This is a genomic window from Aquimarina sp. BL5 (assembly GCF_003443675.1).
Taxonomy (GTDB): Bacteria; Bacteroidota; Bacteroidia; order Flavobacteriales; family Flavobacteriaceae; genus Aquimarina.
In genome coordinates this window covers 2,065,720-2,082,746 of sequence record NZ_CP031963.1, presented here as the reverse complement: position 1 = coordinate 2,082,746, position 17,027 = coordinate 2,065,720, and the positions used below count along the sequence as shown (strand labels likewise).

Below are 17,027 nucleotides of genomic sequence, written 5' to 3'. Positions count from 1 at the left end.
ATGAATTACGATTCAACGCTCATACGTTTCTCTAATTCGAGTTGTTTTTGCATTTGTTTTACAGTGAGTGTGCTACCGTCATGACTCCATCCTGGAGGACCAAAAATGTACATGAACTTATGATACCAGTTTTTAGATTTTTTAGTGTCATTCCATATGTCTTTATACTCATGTGTAAGAATGACCCAAGGGTTATAAGAGTTTGGAGCATGTGTTACTCCGTATTGTACTTCAATATCATCATCTAGTTCTTTCCAGGTTCCGAATATCTTATCAAAAATATTCAAGAATCCTCCGTGATTCTTATCCATATATTCTACATTCTTGGCATGGTGTACCTGATGCATTGTATGTGTATTAAAAATCTTTTCTATAAATCCCATTTTTGGAATAAATACAGAATGTAATTGAAATTGCCATAATGCTTCTATACCAAGACAAACAATAACCATTTCTGGAGGAAACCCTACAATTGGCATCCACATATAAAACAAAGGTTTGTATAAAAGAGTGAACCATCCATTACGAACAGCCGTTCCGAGATTAAAGTTATCGGATGAATGATGAACAATATGAGCTGCCCAGAGTGCTCTTACCATATGATTTTGTCTATGAAACCAATAATATGTAAAATCATCGGCTAATTGACATAGTAGCCATACATACCACGCATAACTAAAAGATTCCCAACCCATAATATTAGTGCGAATGCCATTAACTTCTGGGTTAAAAAGGTTGTACATAAACGTAAATAGGACTACCGAAAAAACCGTCTTCAGAAAAGGTCCTAAAAATGCGGATCCAAGACCCATTGTGAAACTGGCAGATAAATCCTTCCAGTTATATAAGTTTTTATGCTCATCATGATGTTTACTATATGCTAATTCTACCACGATAAGTACCAGAAACAAAGGTACACCATACTTTAGGGGCTGTATAAAATCCATTTTATTTTTGTTGTATTCTAATTGGGGCAGAATATAATAAGAATTTGCAGTATAACTTTAACATTTTACTTTTTTAAATAAAAAAAAGTACATTTTTAACGATTGTTTACTATAACGAAGATGTTGTAATCCAAAATTTTTGATAATACTATTTCGAAAAAATCTGAGATGGATCTTTAAATGATTTGAATTCTAGCGCATTTCCGCAAGGATCGCAAAAAAACATAGTAGCTTGTTCTCCAACTTCTCCTTTAAATCTTATATACGGCTCAATTACGAATTTTACGTTTTTTTCAGAAAGCATATTGGCAAAATTTTGCCATATTTCCCATTCTAAAATAATACCGAAATGAGGCACAGGTACTTCTTTGCCGTCAACACTATTATGATGTGCAGTGTCAGAATTTGATTTTTGTTTATGATGTATCACTAATTGATGCCCAAAAAAGTTAAAGTCCACCCAGTGATCACTGCTTCTACCTTCATCCAGTTCTAATGTGTTATTATAAAAATCTCTGGCAAGATTTAAGTTATCAACGGGGATTGCTAGATGAAAAGGAGAAAGTTTTTCCATGTGTTATTATTTATTTAGCGGTTTCTATCGCTTCGTTTTCTTTTTTTCGAAGTTTCGGAACCTCTCGAAGCAGCATTTCGTTTGATGTTACTTTTTACATTAAATCGTTTTGGAGCTTGCTTCGTTTTTTTTGGTTTTTCATCAATTTGAGAAGCTTCTTCGGTTTTACTGGAGTCTCCGACATCGGTATTGATGATCTGTAATTCTTTTTCGGTTAAGTATCGCCATTCTCCTATCCGAGTATCTAAACTGATATTCATAATGCGAATCCGTTTCAATCGTATTACTTCATACCCAAGATATTCACACATTCTTCTAATCTGTCTATTTAAGCCTTGAGTAAGTACGATTCTAAAATCATATTTATTGATCTGTTCAACTTCGCATTTACGAGTTACAGTATCTAAAATAGGAATACCGTTTCCCATTCTTTTAATGAATTGGGGACTGATTAATTTGTTTACAGTAACAATATATTCCTTTTCGTGATTATTTCTGGCTCTCAGTATCTTATTAACGATATCTCCATCACTCGTTAGTAGAATCAGACCTTCACTAGGTTTATCTAAACGACCAATAGGGAAAATACGTTTGGGATAATTGATATAATCAATAATATTATCTTTTTCATTTTGTGCGGTGGTACAAACGATTCCAACAGGTTTATGAAAAGCAAGATATACGTGTTTTTCTTTAGGCTTGTTGATGACTTCACCATCAACTCTTACTTCATCTCCCAGAGCCACTTTCGTGCCCATTTCGGGTACTTTACCGTTTATAGTTACGCGACCTTGATCAATCAGTTTATCTGCTTCTCTTCGAGAACAGTATCCAACTTCGCTAAGAAATTTATTGAGTCTTGTAAGATTAGAGTTTTCCACAATGCAAAGGTGATCATAAAATTTAATCTTTCAAAAAATCAATGATCATATCATCTACTTCATCAAAAAATAAAGAGTGTCCAAAATCTTCTGTGGTGATGAATTTTGCATTAGTCCAGTTTTTATGAATCTTCTCGGCACCAGAATGTGGAGCTATATCATCGTGCTTATCGTGTATAAGTAACCCTGGATGTTTTAGCTTTTTTGCAAATTCCGCAATAGAAAATTCTTCAAAATGGAACCCAAATTGATCTTTAAAATATTGACTTAAGGCCTCCATAAATCTATCGGATAGTTTGAGTGTTTTTTGATACCCTTCCATAATCACCGATAATTCTGTTGGAGGTGCTAATACAACTAGTTTTTCTATTTCTAGATTAGGAAATTTAAACTGATGAAATATAGTAGTCATTCCACCGACAGAATGGCCAATAATATAATTAGGGCGGTACAGTTCTACTATTTTTTGGAGGCATTCTGCATATAAAGGAACACTAAGTGTTTTTCCAGAAGAATTGCCATGTGCAGGAGCATCAAAAGCTATAATGTTATAGTTTTTTTGATGTAGTTTTTCTATAAGTGTTTTCCATCGATGACTATTACTATCCCATCCGTGTACCATTAATATCGTTTCTCCCATATTAGGCCAACGGTAGGTTTGTAGATAATTTCCATTTACAGAAATAACTTCATCTTCCGCTTCTTCCAGAAAATATTCCTGATCAGGTAATACTTTTCCTTTTAGTGGTGTAGAGAATAAAATATAGGCTTTATGTAATGCTTTTTTTTTATTTAAAAAAAACAGGAGTAAAAGTCGTTTTCCGATCAAAATCGGGATGTACTTTTTTAACTTTTCCTTCATAATTCTTCTCTATGTACGGACTCTATAGAAAATGCAGGAAGGCAAATCGAAATATACTCACAAGCGGACTCGAAAGGGTTAGCATATTGGATTCTAGTGTTTTTTTCAATTTTAATCGACTGCCCAGATTCTAGAACTATCTTTTCTCCATCTATAATAAACTGTTTTTTTCCACTAATTATATAAGTGTATTCATCAAATTCAGGTGTTTGGAATGGTTCGCTCCAACCTGGAGGCGCAATCATATGTGCAATACTTACCTGAGCATTACCGTCCGTTGCTTTTCCAAAATGCTCTTCTATTAATTTTCCATCTGTAGTGGGTACAACAAATGGTGATTTCTGAATTTGATATTTTTTACTCATAGGACTAATCGTCAAAATTTAATTAGCATCCCAGTTGATGATGAAATGCTTAATTGTAGCAGAGTCAGGTATTTGCGAAGCTTCAATTTTTTTATCAGTAGTAAACTTAAGTTCGCTTGGTAATTCTTTTTTATCAATAGTTATAGATGCTTGTATGCTATCAACAAATATAACTGCTGCACTTAATGTATTATTAATTTTGGTAATACTGTAGTTGTCTTTAATATCTTTAAAAACTCCATCCACGGATAACCCTGATACAGTTTTATATCTGGGATCGATAATCTGAATACTTTCGATAACTGATGATGGATCGTTTTCTTTTTTAGGTTCTAGTGTTAATAGTTTTGCTCCACCTTTTTCATAAATTTCAATCGTGTTAGAAACATTTAAGAATTGACTGTTTTTAGACATTTTTACAATAGAATCACTTGCGTAGATTGAATCTAATTGATTTACTTTTATGGTATTGGTAAGTTTTCCTATTCGATTATAAGAAATTTCGAAAGGATCTTGCTTTTTGTCTTTCTGACAACTTAGTATCGTTATACAAATAAGTAAAAGGCAGCTAATTTTTTTAGACATAATAAGGTAATTATCTCAAGATTAAACAAAGATTTGTGTTGTGTTTAGCGCAATAATTTATTTAGAACTCCTAATGCACCTCTAATAAAGGTAGCACTTGTCAGTACTTTAATGACAGCTTTTTCAGTAGTGCTGGATCTTCTACTTCCAGAGCGTGAACTTGACGATTTTCGATTTAGTTTTTCGCGTTCCTTTTTTGCAGCAGCTTTAGCTTCTTCTGCTTCAGCTTTTTCTATTTTTTCATTTAAAATTTCGTAAGCACTTTCTCTATCAATATCTTCATTATATTTTTTAGAAAGTGTAGATTTTTTTAATAAATTTTTCAATTCACTTTCCGAAAGGATATCCATTCTACTCATTGGAGCTCTTAGCATCGTTGCTGCAAGCGGAGTTGGACGGCCTTTTTCATCAAGAGCAGATACCAAAGCTTCTCCAATACCTAACGATGTTAATACTTCTTTAGTGTCATAATATTCAGAAATTGGATAGTTCTCTGCTGTGAGTTTGATAGCTTTACGATCTTTTGCTGTAAATGCTCTTAATGCGTGCTGAACTTTAAGTCCTAATTGGCCTAAAACACCTTCTGGAACATCTGTTGGATTCTGAGTAACGAAATAAAGACCAACCCCTTTAGAACGTATTAATTTTACGATACTTTCTATTTGATCCATTAATGCGTTAGAAGCTTGCTTGAATATCAAATGTGCTTCATCTAGGAAAATTATCAATTCCGGTCTTCCGCTATCTCCTTGTTCTGGAAATGTGCTATACACTTCTGCCAGAAGACTAAGCATAAATGTAGAAAACAGTTTGGGCCTATCCTGTATATCTGTTAGACGCAGAATATTGATAAAACCTCTACCATCATCATCAACTCTGCATAAATCCTGTACATCAAAAGATCGTTCTCCAAAAAAGACATCGGCTCCTTGTTGTTCTAATGCCACTATTTTACGAAGTATAGAGCCTGTAGATGCTGTAGAAATTCTTCCATAATCTTTTTCTAATTCTTCTTTTCCTTCTCGAGTAGCGAACTGAAGAACTTTCTTAAGATCTTTTAGATCTAATAATGGTAATTTATGGTCATCACAATATTTAAAAATAATAGAAATAATACCAGCTTGCGTTTCGGTAACATCTAGTATTCTGGAAAACAAAACTGGGCCGAATTCACTTACGGTTGCTCTAAGTCGAACTCCATCTTGTTCTGATAAAGAAAGAATTTCTACAGGAAAATCTTTTGCTTCAAATGGAATTCCTATTTTTTCGTGTCGTTCATCAATTTTTGGATGGCCAGGACTTGCTGCAGCTAGTCCACTAAGATCTCCTTTAATATCCATAAGAAGAACAGGTATACCTTTTTCACTTAGGTTCTCTGCGAGAACTTGTAGTGTTTTAGTTTTACCAGTTCCAGTAGCACCTGCGATAAGTCCATGTCTATTTAATGTTTTTAGCGGAATCTTAACGTGAGCATCTGTTACGGTTTCTCCATTATGCATTGCTGCACCTAAGGCGATAAAATCACCTTTGGTAGTATATCCTTTATTTATATGATCAAAAAAATCTTGATTACTACTCATAGTTGATGTAAATTTTGATAAAAATAGGAATCTTACGTATTCTATCGAAATGAATATGATTTTGTTTTGGATAAATTTATAATTTTTAATTCAATAAGAAGAGGTGTAGAAAATTATAGTTTACTTTTATATGTTACAAATCATAACCTCTAGTGTAATGAAAAAGATCTATTTATTTTTAATTCTAATTGCCTTTTCGTTGAGTTGCAGTCATCGTTCTGATTCAGAGACTTCAATCGTTTTTCATAAAACTCATGAACCTAAAAAAGAGAACGCCCCATTTTCGGATGCTGTGCAGGTGGGAGATTTATATTTTCTTTCTGGTCAGATCGGAATGGATCACACAACACGTAAATTAGTAGTTGGAGGTATAGCAGAGGAAACAAAACAAACTCTTGAAAATATTAAAGCTGTGTTAAAGCAACATGATATGGACATGAATAATGTTGTTAAATGTACAGTTATACTTGCTGACATAAAAGATTTTGCCGCGTTTAACGAAGTTTATAAGACGTATTTTCCTCAAAAGCCAGCAAGAACTACCTTTGCGGCAAAAGGTTTAGCGGTAGGAGCGAAGATTGAAATAGAATGTATCGCTGCTAAAAATTAAAGTTAGATTACTTTTCCATATAGATTTTATAATTTTAATTATCTAATGTTGTGTACCTTTGCAGCCTTATGCAAAAAAGTACAGAGAAATTGGTGAATGAGGGTAAGATGCTTCCGCTTATGGAAGAATTTTATACCATACAAGGAGAAGGGTATCATAAAGGTACTGCTGCCTACTTCGTAAGAATTGGTGGTTGCGATGTTGGATGTCATTGGTGTGATGTAAAGGAAAGCTGGAATGCAGATTTACATCCGCCTACTGCAACGGATGTTATTGTAGAAAATGCAGTAAAATATAGCAATGTGGTTGTTGTTACTGGAGGAGAACCATTAACTTGGGATATGACAGAACTTACTAAAGGACTAAAAAACAAAGGTGCCCAAACCCATATCGAAACATCAGGAGCCTATCCACTAACTGGCCATTGGGATTGGATATGTCTGTCACCAAAAAAAGTAAAACTTCCCAAACAAGAAATATATAGTGAAGCTCACGAGTTAAAATGCATTATCTATAATAAGAATGATTTTGATTTTGCAGAAGAGCAAGCTGCACAAGTTTCAGAGAATTGTGTGCTATATCTTCAACCGGAATGGAGTGTAAGAGATAAAGTTATTCCATTAATAGTGGATTATGTAATGAAAAACCCTAAGTGGAAGGTGTCTTTGCAGACGCATAAGTATCTGAATATTCCTTAATTAACCCATTTTGATTACGGTTTTCTGCTTTTTTTTCAAAAATCAAGATCTTGATTTCTAGATGATTATGGGTTAACCATAATGGTAAGGAGAATATTCCTTTGTTTCATGTGGTTAAAAGTAAGAATAAGACTACTTGATTTGATTTTTATTTTTTCTTTACTAGTTTTTAATCGATGATACATGTTTTTTTATCAAAAAGAATTATGTTTTTAACATTTATATTTGATAATCATTAAAGTAGTTGTTAATTTTATGTAAATAATTTAAAATAATATACTATGAGAAATTTTTACACTATTCTAAGTTCGCAATTTAAGTCTGTTTTAAGCTTTATTAAGGAGTTGCCTTCTGCTTCAAGCCATGTAATAAGACATTAATTATTTATAATACATAAAACTTAAATTCTATGTATTTCAGAAAATTTTAAAGGGATTATCAGTTGGATAATCCCTTTTTATTTGTATTTGTTATTCTACACTTTTTTAACTATTCTGTTATTTAGAAATTATTGATAAAGTCTCAAAACTCAAAATCTTCTAATATATAGGACATTCATTTGGTACATACAAGTGGTATGTTTTAATCCAATATCTTTCTTTTGGAATACTGTTGACTATTAGTTGCTTAAAAAAACAGGGGTATAAACCCCTTGTTTCATGTTTTTGTTTGTAGGATAATTCTTCAAAATTTAACATTAATATTTTTGATTATGTCTTTATGTCTGAGATAGGTAATTTTATGTCTAAAATTTAAGTTTCGGTATGTTAAATTTTTTTAACCATACTCATTAGCGATTTATATTTGCATAACGAATTAAAAATCAAACTATTATGAAATTATTTTACGGTATAATGACAATAGATATTAAAGCTCTAATGAATTTTTTGAAAGAATTGCCTTCTGCTAGTAGTAATGCTATTCATAGATAATCAAATTGATTAACTCGGAAAGGAGAAGAGTAGTAATATTTTTGTTTAGTAAAAAATAATTTTTTACTGTATGTAATAGGAACTTCATAAATATGTAGGAATTGATTTTACTAGTATAAATAAAATTTGTGTTTTTAATCGATTAAACATCACTTTACATCTAAAAGCTCTTACATATTTTGTTAAAAAAATTGATTTTGAATCTTTTAGGTATTATATTGTAAACAATTAAATTGGAAATATTATGGGGCTATTTTACACTAAATTCAGATTAACTTTTAGGATTGTCATGGACTTTCTTAAAGAATTACCAGGAGCGTCTAGTCACGCTATCCACAGATAGTTATTATTTCAGTGAAATAATTATACCTTTTTAGTCAAAAGGTAAATTTAAAAAATAAAAAACGAGGTTAATTTTTTAACCTCGTTTTACTTTTTATCTAAATTGTATCAACTACTTAGTTGTAGAAAGGAACTTCTACTCTAGTAGTTTCCCATCCCAGTACCATGTGATACCCTTTATCAACTTTTTTGAAAGCAATAGAAAATGCTTCTAATTCGTCACCTTTTCCTGTTGGGACCTTGATTTTGGCAACATCATTTTTGTCATTATAAGAATATGCTCCCCAAACATCTAAGTCAGAACTTAAGATAATTGTCCATTCTTTTTCTCCAGGTATAGTAAACAGAGAATAAGTTCCCGCTTTTACTATTCCATCACCTAATTTCATGTCCTTAAAAAGTTTAATTTCAGTAGCTTCATCAGCTCCCGTTCTCCAAACTTTTCCGTAAGGTACTTTATCCCCTAACATAGTTCTACCTTTTTTCTGTGGTCTGCTGTAAATTACCTTAATATCAGGTTTAGCATTTCTATCAGTTTTTGCATAAGAAATATCGGTTGGACTTTTCTGTAGCCCTGCAAATTTCTGAGCGTTCATACTAGTAACAGTTCCTAAAAACATAATAACTGCCAGTAAGAGTGATTTTTTCATAATTTGTGATTTTATTTTTTTAATAGTCGTAAAGATATATAGGAACATACATGGGAAATGTTAATCCTCTCATTAAATTCTGTTAAAACAGTTAAATAACAACTTGATAGTTTTACGCGGTTTTTTATATCCAAAAGTATTTTTTTGATAGTTAATTTATCTGTATTGGTTTTAATTTGAAAGTAATTAATGTTTTAATGTTTAAATAGTGTAACTATAATATCATCTTTGACTTCTCAATTAATAGAAAAAGAAGAATATGTGTGGAATTGTTTGCGCTTTTGAATTAAAGGAAAAAGCAGAGGTTTTAAGACCTAAGTTATTGGAAATGTCAAAGAGAATACGTCATAGAGGTCCTGACTGGAGTGGTATTTATTCTGATGAGAAGGCAATCTTAGCTCATGAAAGATTGGCGATAGTTGATCCTGTATCTGGTAAGCAACCTTTATTCAGTGAGGATAAGAAATTAATCTTGGCAGCCAATGGTGAGATATATAATCATGGAGAAATTCGTAAAGAATTTGAAGGGAAATATAGTTTTCAAACGGAATCTGATTGTGAAGTTATTTTAGCTTTATATAAAGAGAAAGGAACTGAATTTTTAGATGATCTAAACGGGATTTTTGCATTTGCGCTATATGATGCTGAGCAAGATTCGTATTTAATTGCAAGAGATCATATGGGTATTATTCCTTTATATATGGGGTGGGATCAAAACGGAACTTTTTATGTGGCGTCAGAGTTAAAAGCTTTAGAAGGAGTTTGTGCTAAGATAGAGTTGTTTCCGCCAGGACATTACTTAGATAGTAAAACAGGAGAATTGACAAAATGGTATATTAGAGATTGGTCGGATTTTGATGCTGTTAAGGACAATCAGACAAGTATAGATGAATTAAGAGATGCGTTAGAAGCTGCTGTGCACAGACAGCTCATGTCTGATGTGCCATATGGAGTATTATTGTCTGGAGGTTTAGATTCTTCGGTAACTTCAGCGATAGCTAAAAAGTATTCCGAGAAAAGAGTGGAATCTGGCGATACTAAAGAGGCTTGGTGGCCACAGCTACATTCTTTTTCTGTTGGATTAGAAGGATCGCCGGACCTTGCTGCTGCGCAAAAAGTGGCTGATCATATAGGGACTATTCATCACGAAATTAAATTTACCATCCAAGAGGGATTAGATGCTATTAAGGATGTTATATATAACTTAGAAACCTATGATATTACTACGATTAGAGCGTCAACTCCAATGTATTTGATGGCTAGGGTAATTAAATCTATGGGAGTAAAAATGGTGCTGTCTGGCGAAGGTGCAGACGAAATATTTGGGGGTTATCTGTATTTTCATAAAGCGCCAAATGCACAAGAGTTCCATGAGGAGACCGTTCGTAAGTTAGATAAGCTTCATATGTACGATTGTTTACGGGCGAATAAATCCTTAGCAGCTTGGGGGATTGAAGGAAGAGTTCCCTTCTTAGATAAAGAATTTATGGATGTAGCAATGCGAATCAATCCACAGGACAAGATGATTAATGGAGAACGAATGGAAAAGTGGGTGATTCGTAAAGCTTTTGAGTCTTACTTGCCAGAAAGCGTAGCTTGGAGACAAAAAGAGCAATTCTCTGATGGTGTGGGATATAGCTGGATCGATACTTTAAAAGAGGTAGTGGATGCAGAGGTGACAGACGAACAAATGGCGAATGCACATTTTAGATTCCCAATTCAAACACCACAAAATAAAGAGGAATTTTATTATAGAACTATATTCGAAGGTCATTTTCCTAGTGATGCTGCTGCATTAAGTGTTCCGCAAGAGCCTTCTGTGGCTTGTAGTACGAAAATTGCCCTTGAGTGGGATGAAGCTTTTAAGAATATGAACGATCCTAGTGGAAGAGCTGTGGCAAACGTTCACGATGACGCTTACTTATTAGGAGAAGTTGTTTAATAGAATAATATATCGAAGAGATTTAAAGATTTCAGCTTGAGTCGCTGAAAGTTGAGTTAATTGAGATGTGAAAACCCTGAGAAAATTTCTCAGGGTTTTTTTTGTTTAATTTTAGTAAGCAATATTACTCTTAATTGCTTCCGCAACGTCCTTGATTAGACCATCTTCTATTGTTTTGTAAAAGATAAAGGTAGCCATTGTAGGTAACTTGATCACCAGGAGAATAACTTCTATTTCTGCTGTAAGCATCAATACCATCGCAGATATCAGCAGTTTGCGTGTCACCACACTCTCCTAATCGATTCCATCCGTTAAAATCTCTTTCGTATAAGAATCCTTGGTAGGTTACTTTATCACCAACACTATATCTAATATTAGGAGACCATTCGTCAATCCCTTCACATATATCATTTCCGTCTCCATCGCCACCGCCGTCTCCGCCACCGTCGCCATCTCCAGCTGGATATATTTGATTTGTACCTGCGATATCTCCTGCAGATAATTCTGGTCTTCTTCTTGGGTGTGTAGTTCCATCTAATTGAACGATAGTAGGTTGTCCATTTTTACTAAAAGTATATGCGCCATACATCATCGTTGATTTGATGTCGAACTCACCAATGTTTACAGAGTTTTCATTTTTTCTAAACTGACTTGCAGCACCATTTTGGATATTTTCGAAAAGAATTCTTACGTGATCATCTCTGTCGGAACGAGTTTGTTCATGAATATAACCAAGAGTGTGACCAATTTCATGAATCATTACTACTTCGCTAGTTCTAACACCCATATTGATTCTTCCGCGAGTACCGTTAACACCTAAGTTAGCACTTGCACAATTACAGTTGTCTCCATTATTTGTTATAGTAACGTAGTAATTTTCGTTAGTTCTTTCTTTAAACTTGATGTTTGTTTTGCTCGTCCATTCCTGCATAGAGTTTAGAGATACCTGTCTTTGATTGTTGCTTAGGTTACTATCAAAAACATAAATGATGGTATTGTTTGGCCACTTTTGAACTCCTCTGTAGAAACCTAATCTTTCATCCAATTCTTCATTTGGTATTGGGTTGGCTTCATATCCAATTTTTTGATCTGTAAGTTGTCTAGATTCGTAAATGATATCACCACCCAAAAATGTCCCGTCTCCTAGATCTTTTACTAAGACAACATCGTCATTAAAGAATTTTTTGATCAATTCAGTTTCTTCAGTGCCGGCTACTTCTTCAAAACTTTCGTTTGTACAGGAGCTTGCTAAAAGTCCTAAACATAGGAAAGCAGCTTTACCGAAATTCATTAGATTTTTAGTTTTCATTTTAAAAAAAATTAATTGAGTTTGTGTTTTACTTTTTATTTGTTTTAACATTATAGTTACTTTGCTACTCTAACGGATGGTCCTAATAATATTGTAAACAAAGCTCTTAAAATGATTAGCTTTTATTATTCGTAAGCGTTGATTGAGAAATCGTAGTTATTAAAACTTCTATTGATTATTTTTGTCGTAAGTGAAATATGTTTGTGCGACGTATTTTTTGGAATTTGCAATGAAAAATAACTATTGGTTTTTTGTAGAGATTTTTATTATTAATGTCTTTATTTACAAAGTGTTGTGTTTGCTTTTTCTAAAGAAATTGAATTATTAATTTAATCTTAAATCCATTTTAAGACCGTTTTTATCACTTTTAAGAGCATTTTTTCTTTTTCTGGTAGTTGTTCTTAACTAATTGTTGATAACTCTTTAAATCATATCCTATAAAACGCTTTGTACATTTCTCTCTTTTTTTATCTTTGTTTGTTGACCAAAAATTGTAATTAATTAAAGCCGATTTATGAGCGAAGAAGCAAATAAAAGTAATTATTCTGCCGATAGTATTCAGGCGTTAGAGGGAATGGAACATGTTCGTATGCGTCCGTCGATGTATATAGGGGATGTTGGAGCTAGAGGTTTACACCATTTGGTATATGAAGTGGTAGATAACTCTATCGATGAAGCGCTTGCAGGTCATTGTGATGCTATAGATGTCACAATCAATGAAGATAATTCTATAACCACCAAGGATAATGGGCGTGGTATTCCTGTAGGTATCCACAAAAAAGAAGGTGTCTCTGCGTTAGAAGTTGTAATGACTAAGATAGGTGCAGGGGGTAAATTCGATAAAGATTCCTATAAAGTATCAGGTGGTCTTCACGGAGTAGGTGTTTCTTGTGTAAATGCGCTTTCTGATCATCTACATGCGATCGTACACAAAGATGGAAAAGTTTGGGAACAAGAATACGAAAAAGGAAAACCATTATATCCAGTAAAATCAACTGGAGATACTGATTTTAATGGTACCATTGTTACTTTTAGACCTGACCCTACAATTTTTCAGCAGACATTAGAGTATAACTATGATACTTTAGCAAGTCGTATGCGAGAGCTGTCTTACCTTAATAAAGGTATCACGGTTAACTTAACAGATAAACGTCATAAGGATGATGATGGTAATTATGTTACCGAAAAATTCCATTCGGAAGAAGGTTTAAAAGAATTTGTTAGATTTTTAGACACAAGCCGTAGTTCTATTATTGCAGATGTGATTTCCATGGAAGGAGAGAAAAATGATATTCCTGTAGAAGTCGCAATGATTTATAATGATTCATACGCAGAGAATCTTCATTCTTATGTAAATAATATTAATACTCACGAAGGAGGAACACATCTTTCTGGGTTTAGAAGAGGTCTTACTTCTACACTTAAGAAGTATGCAGATGCTTCTGGGATGCTTGATAAGTTAAAGTTCGAAATTGCAGGAGATGATTTTAGAGAAGGTCTTACTGCAATTGTTTCTGTAAAAGTTCAGGAGCCTCAATTTGAAGGTCAAACAAAAACTAAATTAGGAAATAGAGAAGTTACTTCTGCGGTTTCTCAGGCAGTTTCTGAGATGTTAGAAAACTATCTTGAAGAAAACCCTAATGATGCTAAAACGATTGTTCAGAAGGTAATTCTTGCAGCTCAAGCTCGTCACGCAGCTAAAAAAGCTCGTGAAATGGTTCAGCGTAAAACTGTGATGAGTATAGGTGGACTTCCTGGTAAACTATCCGACTGTTCAGAACAAGATCCGGCTTTATGTGAAGTGTTCCTTGTCGAGGGAGATTCTGCAGGTGGAACTGCTAAGCAAGGACGTGATCGTATGTTTCAGGCGATTCTTCCATTACGTGGTAAGATTCTGAATGTAGAAAAAGCGATGCATCACAAGGTGTTCGAGAATGAAGAGATTAAAAATATATTTACAGCTCTTGGTGTAACAATTGGTACAGAAGAAGACAGTAAAGCACTTAACCTTTCCAAATTACGTTACCATAAAATAGTAATTATGTGTGATGCGGATGTCGATGGTAGCCATATTTCTACCTTAATTTTGACTTTCTTTTTCCGTTATATGAAGGAATTAATAGAAGCAGGTCATATTTATATTGCTGCACCACCTTTGTATTTGGTGAAGAAAGGAGCAAAGAAACAATATGCTTGGAATGATGATCAACGAGATATTATAGTAAAAGAATTTGGAGAAAATTCTAAGATACAGCGTTATAAGGGTCTTGGAGAGATGAATGCAGAGCAACTTTGGGATACTACTATGAATCCTGAATTTAGAACTATGCGCCAGGTAACAATAGATAATTTGACTGAGGCGGATAGAATTTTTTCTATGTTAATGGGTGATGAAGTACCTCCTCGTAGAGAATTTATCGAGAAAAATGCTGTGTATGCTAATATTGATGCTTAATATAAGTGTCACTAAATAATTTAGAATGAAATCCGTTGTACACTGTATAGCGGATTTTTTTATATATTGTTGCGCCTATAAAACCCAAATCTTATGAAATGAGCACGCCAAAGCACTTCGCATTGTTCGAATATTTGGCTATGTGAATTCCATCTGATTATTGAAAAACGATACAAACAGATGAAAAAAACGATACTACTTTTTATGATACTTGTATTCCATGTGTCATACTCTCAAACTAATGTAGATCAATTGTTAGAATTAGGTATAGAGAATGCCCAGCGTTTTAGTACGGATTATTTTGCTCCAGCGGGAGAGGCATTGGTGAATAGTATGTCTAATGGTTGGTATAAAACTGCTAAGGTGAAGAAATTATGGCGTTTTGAAGTTGGTTTTATCGGAAACCTGTCTTTTGTAAGAGAGGAAAAACAATCATTTATTCTAAATACTGCGGAATACGATGGAATAGAGTTCAGAGAAGGACCACCTAGTCAGGCGGTTGCAAATGCTTTTGGAGGTAATCAAGGCGATATTGTTGTAGTTTTAAATCAAGGTCAATTAGCACAAGTAGAAATAACGCTTCCTGATGGCATTGGTGGTAAAGAAGTGAATATAGCGCCTACTGGATTTCTTCAAGCCTCTATGGGGGTGTCTAGAAGTACGGAGGTTAAGGCAAGATTTTTACCAAAAATTGCAATAAGAGAGAATACAGAAGTTTTTTTATATGGTTTAGCAGTACAACATGAATTAACGGATTGGATTTTTTCTTGGAAAAGACTCCCGTTTAGAGTTTCTGGATTAATAGGGTATACAAGTGTAAGGGGGTTTTATGATTTTACCGCTGATAGTGAGATAGATGGAGAAGATCAGGAGATACGATTAAAATCCAATTCTTGGTTAGTTAGTGGTATTATTTCTACGAAACTTCCTAAGTTTAATTTTTATGGAGGTTTTGGGTATTATGGAGGAAACAGTACAGCAGATATTTTGGGTACGTATAGAGTGCAAAATGGACCTTTGGCTTCGCAAACTTTAGAAGATCCAATTTCTGTAGATAATAAAACTTCAGGTCTCAAAGCAACTATTGGTGCTAATGTAAAATTAGGATTCTTCAGAGCAAATTTAGATTATACACTTCAGAACTATCAAAACCTTTCTATTGGATTGAATTTTGGTTGGTAATTTAACTAAGAATTCACAAACAAAATCCTTAAAGAATTTGTATTTTCGCGCTGATATTGAAGAAATTCAATAAGCAAGTTAATAGTAATCAAAAATATATAGAGATAATGAAAGTTACAGTAGTAGGAGCTGGTGCAGTAGGTGCAAGTTGTGCAGAGTATATCGCCATTAAGGATTTTGCTTCAGAAGTAGTATTGTTGGATATCAAAGAAGGATATGCAGAAGGGAAAGCAATGGACTTGATGCAGACGGCTTCTTTAAATGGGTTTGATACCAAAATTACAGGAACTACCAATGATTATTCTAAAACTGCAGGAAGTGATATTGCTGTGATTACATCTGGTATTCCTCGCAAGCCGGGAATGACAAGAGAAGAACTAATCGGTATTAATGCAGGGATTGTAAAATCGGTTTCTTCTAGTTTGATTGAGCATTCTCCAAATGCTATTATTATTGTAGTTAGTAATCCAATGGATACGATGACATATCTTGTTCATAAAACTACTGATCTTCCTAAAAATAGAATTATCGGTATGGGTGGTGCTTTAGATAGTGCTCGTTTTAAGTACAGGTTGGCTGAAGCATTAGGAGCTCCTATTTCTGATGTAGATGGAATGGTAATTGGAGGTCATAGTGATAAAGGTATGGTTCCTTTAACTAGGTTAGCAACTAGAAATAGTGTGCCGGTTTCGGAATTTATCTCTGGTGATCGTTTAGAACAAGTTGCCGCTGATACTAAAGTTGGTGGGGCTACGCTTACAGGTTTATTAGGAACTTCTGCTTGGTACGCGCCAGGAGCTGCGGTTTCTGGATTAGTTCAGGCTATTGCTTGTGACCAGAAAAAGATATTTCCTTGTTCTACCTTGTTAGAAGGTGAATACGGTTTAAATGATTTATGTATCGGAGCGCCTGTTGTATTAGGTAGAAATGGTATTGAAAAAATTGTGGAAATAGAACTTAGCGATGCAGAAAAAGCAAAACTTGCTGAAAGTGCAGAAGGAGTTAAGAAAACAAATGGATTATTAGAGTTATAGGCAATATTAATCCTTGTTGTTAATATAATATAAGAGCTGCTACCTTAAATAGCAGCTCTTTGTTTTTAGAATAAATAAA

The 17,027-nt window shown here is 33.8% G+C and carries 15 protein-coding genes; 6 read left to right on the top strand and 9 right to left on the bottom strand.

Features of this window, described 5'->3' with window-relative positions; genetic code table 11:
• Nucleotides 1-5 precede the first annotated feature (5 nt).
• The 7 genes from D1818_RS08925 to D1818_RS08895 form a co-directional block, all read right to left on the bottom strand.
• The gene (locus tag D1818_RS08925; protein WP_118458112.1) at nucleotides 6-947 is read right to left on the bottom strand and encodes a sterol desaturase family protein; all 942 of its coding nucleotides are present in this window, start codon (nucleotides 945-947) and stop codon (nucleotides 6-8) included.
• A 148-nt stretch (nucleotides 948-1,095) separates the two neighbouring features.
• Entirely contained in the window at nucleotides 1,096-1,521 is a 426-nt protein-coding gene (locus D1818_RS08920; protein WP_118458110.1) for a VOC family protein, read from the bottom strand.
• Between the two features lie 14 nt (nucleotides 1,522-1,535).
• Nucleotides 1,536-2,402, bottom strand: a complete 867-nt coding sequence (rluF, locus tag D1818_RS08915) for a 23S rRNA pseudouridine(2604) synthase RluF (protein ID WP_118458108.1) — start codon at nucleotides 2,400-2,402, stop codon at nucleotides 1,536-1,538.
• Between the two features lie 22 nt (nucleotides 2,403-2,424).
• Complete coding sequence (locus D1818_RS08910) at nucleotides 2,425-3,264, bottom strand: alpha/beta fold hydrolase (protein ID WP_118458106.1); 840 nt, start codon at nucleotides 3,262-3,264, stop codon at nucleotides 2,425-2,427.
• Nucleotides 3,261-3,629 (bottom strand): cupin domain-containing protein, encoded by a 369-nt coding sequence (locus D1818_RS08905; protein WP_118458103.1) that lies wholly within the window; start codon nucleotides 3,627-3,629, stop codon nucleotides 3,261-3,263. The genes D1818_RS08910 and D1818_RS08905 overlap by 4 nt, the downstream gene beginning before the upstream one ends.
• An 18-nt stretch (nucleotides 3,630-3,647) precedes the next feature.
• Nucleotides 3,648-4,214: a hypothetical protein gene (locus D1818_RS08900; protein WP_118458101.1), complete on the bottom strand. Its 567-nt coding sequence runs from the start codon at nucleotides 4,212-4,214 to the stop codon at nucleotides 3,648-3,650.
• Between the two features lie 44 nt (nucleotides 4,215-4,258).
• Complete coding sequence (locus D1818_RS08895) at nucleotides 4,259-5,794, bottom strand: helicase HerA-like domain-containing protein (RefSeq protein WP_118458099.1); 1,536 nt, start codon at nucleotides 5,792-5,794, stop codon at nucleotides 4,259-4,261.
• Nucleotides 5,795-5,951: 157 nt separating this feature from the next.
• On the opposite strand from D1818_RS08895, the gene D1818_RS08890 reads away from it, so the two are divergent.
• Both D1818_RS08890 and D1818_RS08885 read left to right on the top strand, forming a co-directional pair.
• Entirely contained in the window at nucleotides 5,952-6,404 is a 453-nt protein-coding gene (locus tag D1818_RS08890) for a RidA family protein (RefSeq protein WP_118458097.1), read from the top strand.
• A 68-nt stretch (nucleotides 6,405-6,472) separates the two neighbouring features.
• Nucleotides 6,473-7,102: a 7-carboxy-7-deazaguanine synthase QueE gene (locus D1818_RS08885; RefSeq protein WP_118458095.1), complete on the top strand. Its 630-nt coding sequence runs from the start codon at nucleotides 6,473-6,475 to the stop codon at nucleotides 7,100-7,102.
• 1,390 nt (nucleotides 7,103-8,492) lie between these two features.
• Here D1818_RS08885 and D1818_RS08880 read toward each other — a convergent pair.
• Nucleotides 8,493-9,026 carry a DUF2911 domain-containing protein gene (locus D1818_RS08880; RefSeq protein ID WP_118458093.1) on the bottom strand — a complete coding sequence of 178 codons (534 nt, stop codon included), beginning with the start codon at nucleotides 9,024-9,026 and terminating at the stop codon, nucleotides 8,493-8,495.
• A 259-nt stretch (nucleotides 9,027-9,285) separates the two neighbouring features.
• On the opposite strand from D1818_RS08880, the gene asnB reads away from it, so the two are divergent.
• The gene (asnB, locus tag D1818_RS08875; RefSeq protein WP_118458091.1) at nucleotides 9,286-10,968 is read left to right on the top strand and encodes an asparagine synthase B; all 1,683 of its coding nucleotides are present in this window, start codon (nucleotides 9,286-9,288) and stop codon (nucleotides 10,966-10,968) included.
• A gap of 130 nt (nucleotides 10,969-11,098) precedes the next feature.
• Here asnB and D1818_RS08870 read toward each other — a convergent pair whose 3' ends face one another.
• Entirely contained in the window at nucleotides 11,099-12,277 is a 1,179-nt protein-coding gene (locus D1818_RS08870) for a M12 family metallopeptidase (RefSeq protein ID WP_158597016.1), read from the bottom strand.
• A gap of 514 nt (nucleotides 12,278-12,791) precedes the next feature.
• Between D1818_RS08870 and gyrB the strand changes: the two genes are divergently transcribed.
• The 3 genes from gyrB (at nucleotide 12,792) to mdh (ending at nucleotide 16,948) form a co-directional block, all read left to right on the top strand.
• Nucleotides 12,792-14,732, top strand: a complete 1,941-nt coding sequence (gene gyrB / locus D1818_RS08865) for a DNA topoisomerase (ATP-hydrolyzing) subunit B (RefSeq protein WP_118458087.1) — start codon at nucleotides 12,792-12,794, stop codon at nucleotides 14,730-14,732.
• 180 nt (nucleotides 14,733-14,912) lie between these two features.
• Nucleotides 14,913-15,914, top strand: coding sequence for a DUF6588 family protein (locus tag D1818_RS08860; protein WP_118458085.1), 1,002 nt, complete (start codon nucleotides 14,913-14,915; stop codon nucleotides 15,912-15,914).
• Nucleotides 15,915-16,021: 107 nt separating this feature from the next.
• Entirely contained in the window at nucleotides 16,022-16,948 is a 927-nt protein-coding gene (gene mdh, locus D1818_RS08855) for a malate dehydrogenase (protein WP_118458083.1), read from the top strand.
• Nucleotides 16,949-17,027 lie beyond the last annotated feature (79 nt).

Excerpts from the sequence above, each read along its gene's own strand:
- D1818_RS08925 (WP_118458112.1), bottom strand. The coding sequence starts at position 947 with ATGGATTTTATACAGCCCCTAAAGTATGGTGTACCTTTGTTTCTGGTA.
- D1818_RS08920 (WP_118458110.1), bottom strand. The coding sequence starts at position 1,521 with ATGGAAAAACTTTCTCCTTTTCATCTAGCAATCCCCGTTGATAACTTA.
- D1818_RS08910 (WP_118458106.1), bottom strand. The coding sequence starts at position 3,264 with ATGAAGGAAAAGTTAAAAAAGTACATCCCGATTTTGATCGGAAAACGA.
- D1818_RS08905 (WP_118458103.1), bottom strand. The coding sequence starts at position 3,629 with ATGAGTAAAAAATATCAAATTCAGAAATCACCATTTGTTGTACCCACT.
- D1818_RS08900 (WP_118458101.1), bottom strand. The coding sequence starts at position 4,214 with ATGTCTAAAAAAATTAGCTGCCTTTTACTTATTTGTATAACGATACTA.
- D1818_RS08895 (WP_118458099.1), bottom strand. The coding sequence starts at position 5,794 with ATGAGTAGTAATCAAGATTTTTTTGATCATATAAATAAAGGATATACT.
- D1818_RS08890 (WP_118458097.1), top strand. The coding sequence starts at position 5,952 with ATGAAAAAGATCTATTTATTTTTAATTCTAATTGCCTTTTCGTTGAGT.
- D1818_RS08885 (WP_118458095.1), top strand. The coding sequence starts at position 6,473 with ATGCAAAAAAGTACAGAGAAATTGGTGAATGAGGGTAAGATGCTTCCG.
- D1818_RS08880 (WP_118458093.1), bottom strand. The coding sequence starts at position 9,026 with ATGAAAAAATCACTCTTACTGGCAGTTATTATGTTTTTAGGAACTGTT.
- asnB (WP_118458091.1), top strand. The coding sequence starts at position 9,286 with ATGTGTGGAATTGTTTGCGCTTTTGAATTAAAGGAAAAAGCAGAGGTT.
- D1818_RS08870 (WP_158597016.1), bottom strand. The coding sequence starts at position 12,277 with ATGAAAACTAAAAATCTAATGAATTTCGGTAAAGCTGCTTTCCTATGT.
- gyrB (WP_118458087.1), top strand. The coding sequence starts at position 12,792 with ATGAGCGAAGAAGCAAATAAAAGTAATTATTCTGCCGATAGTATTCAG.
- D1818_RS08860 (WP_118458085.1), top strand. The coding sequence starts at position 14,913 with ATGAAAAAAACGATACTACTTTTTATGATACTTGTATTCCATGTGTCA.
- mdh (WP_118458083.1), top strand. The coding sequence starts at position 16,022 with ATGAAAGTTACAGTAGTAGGAGCTGGTGCAGTAGGTGCAAGTTGTGCA.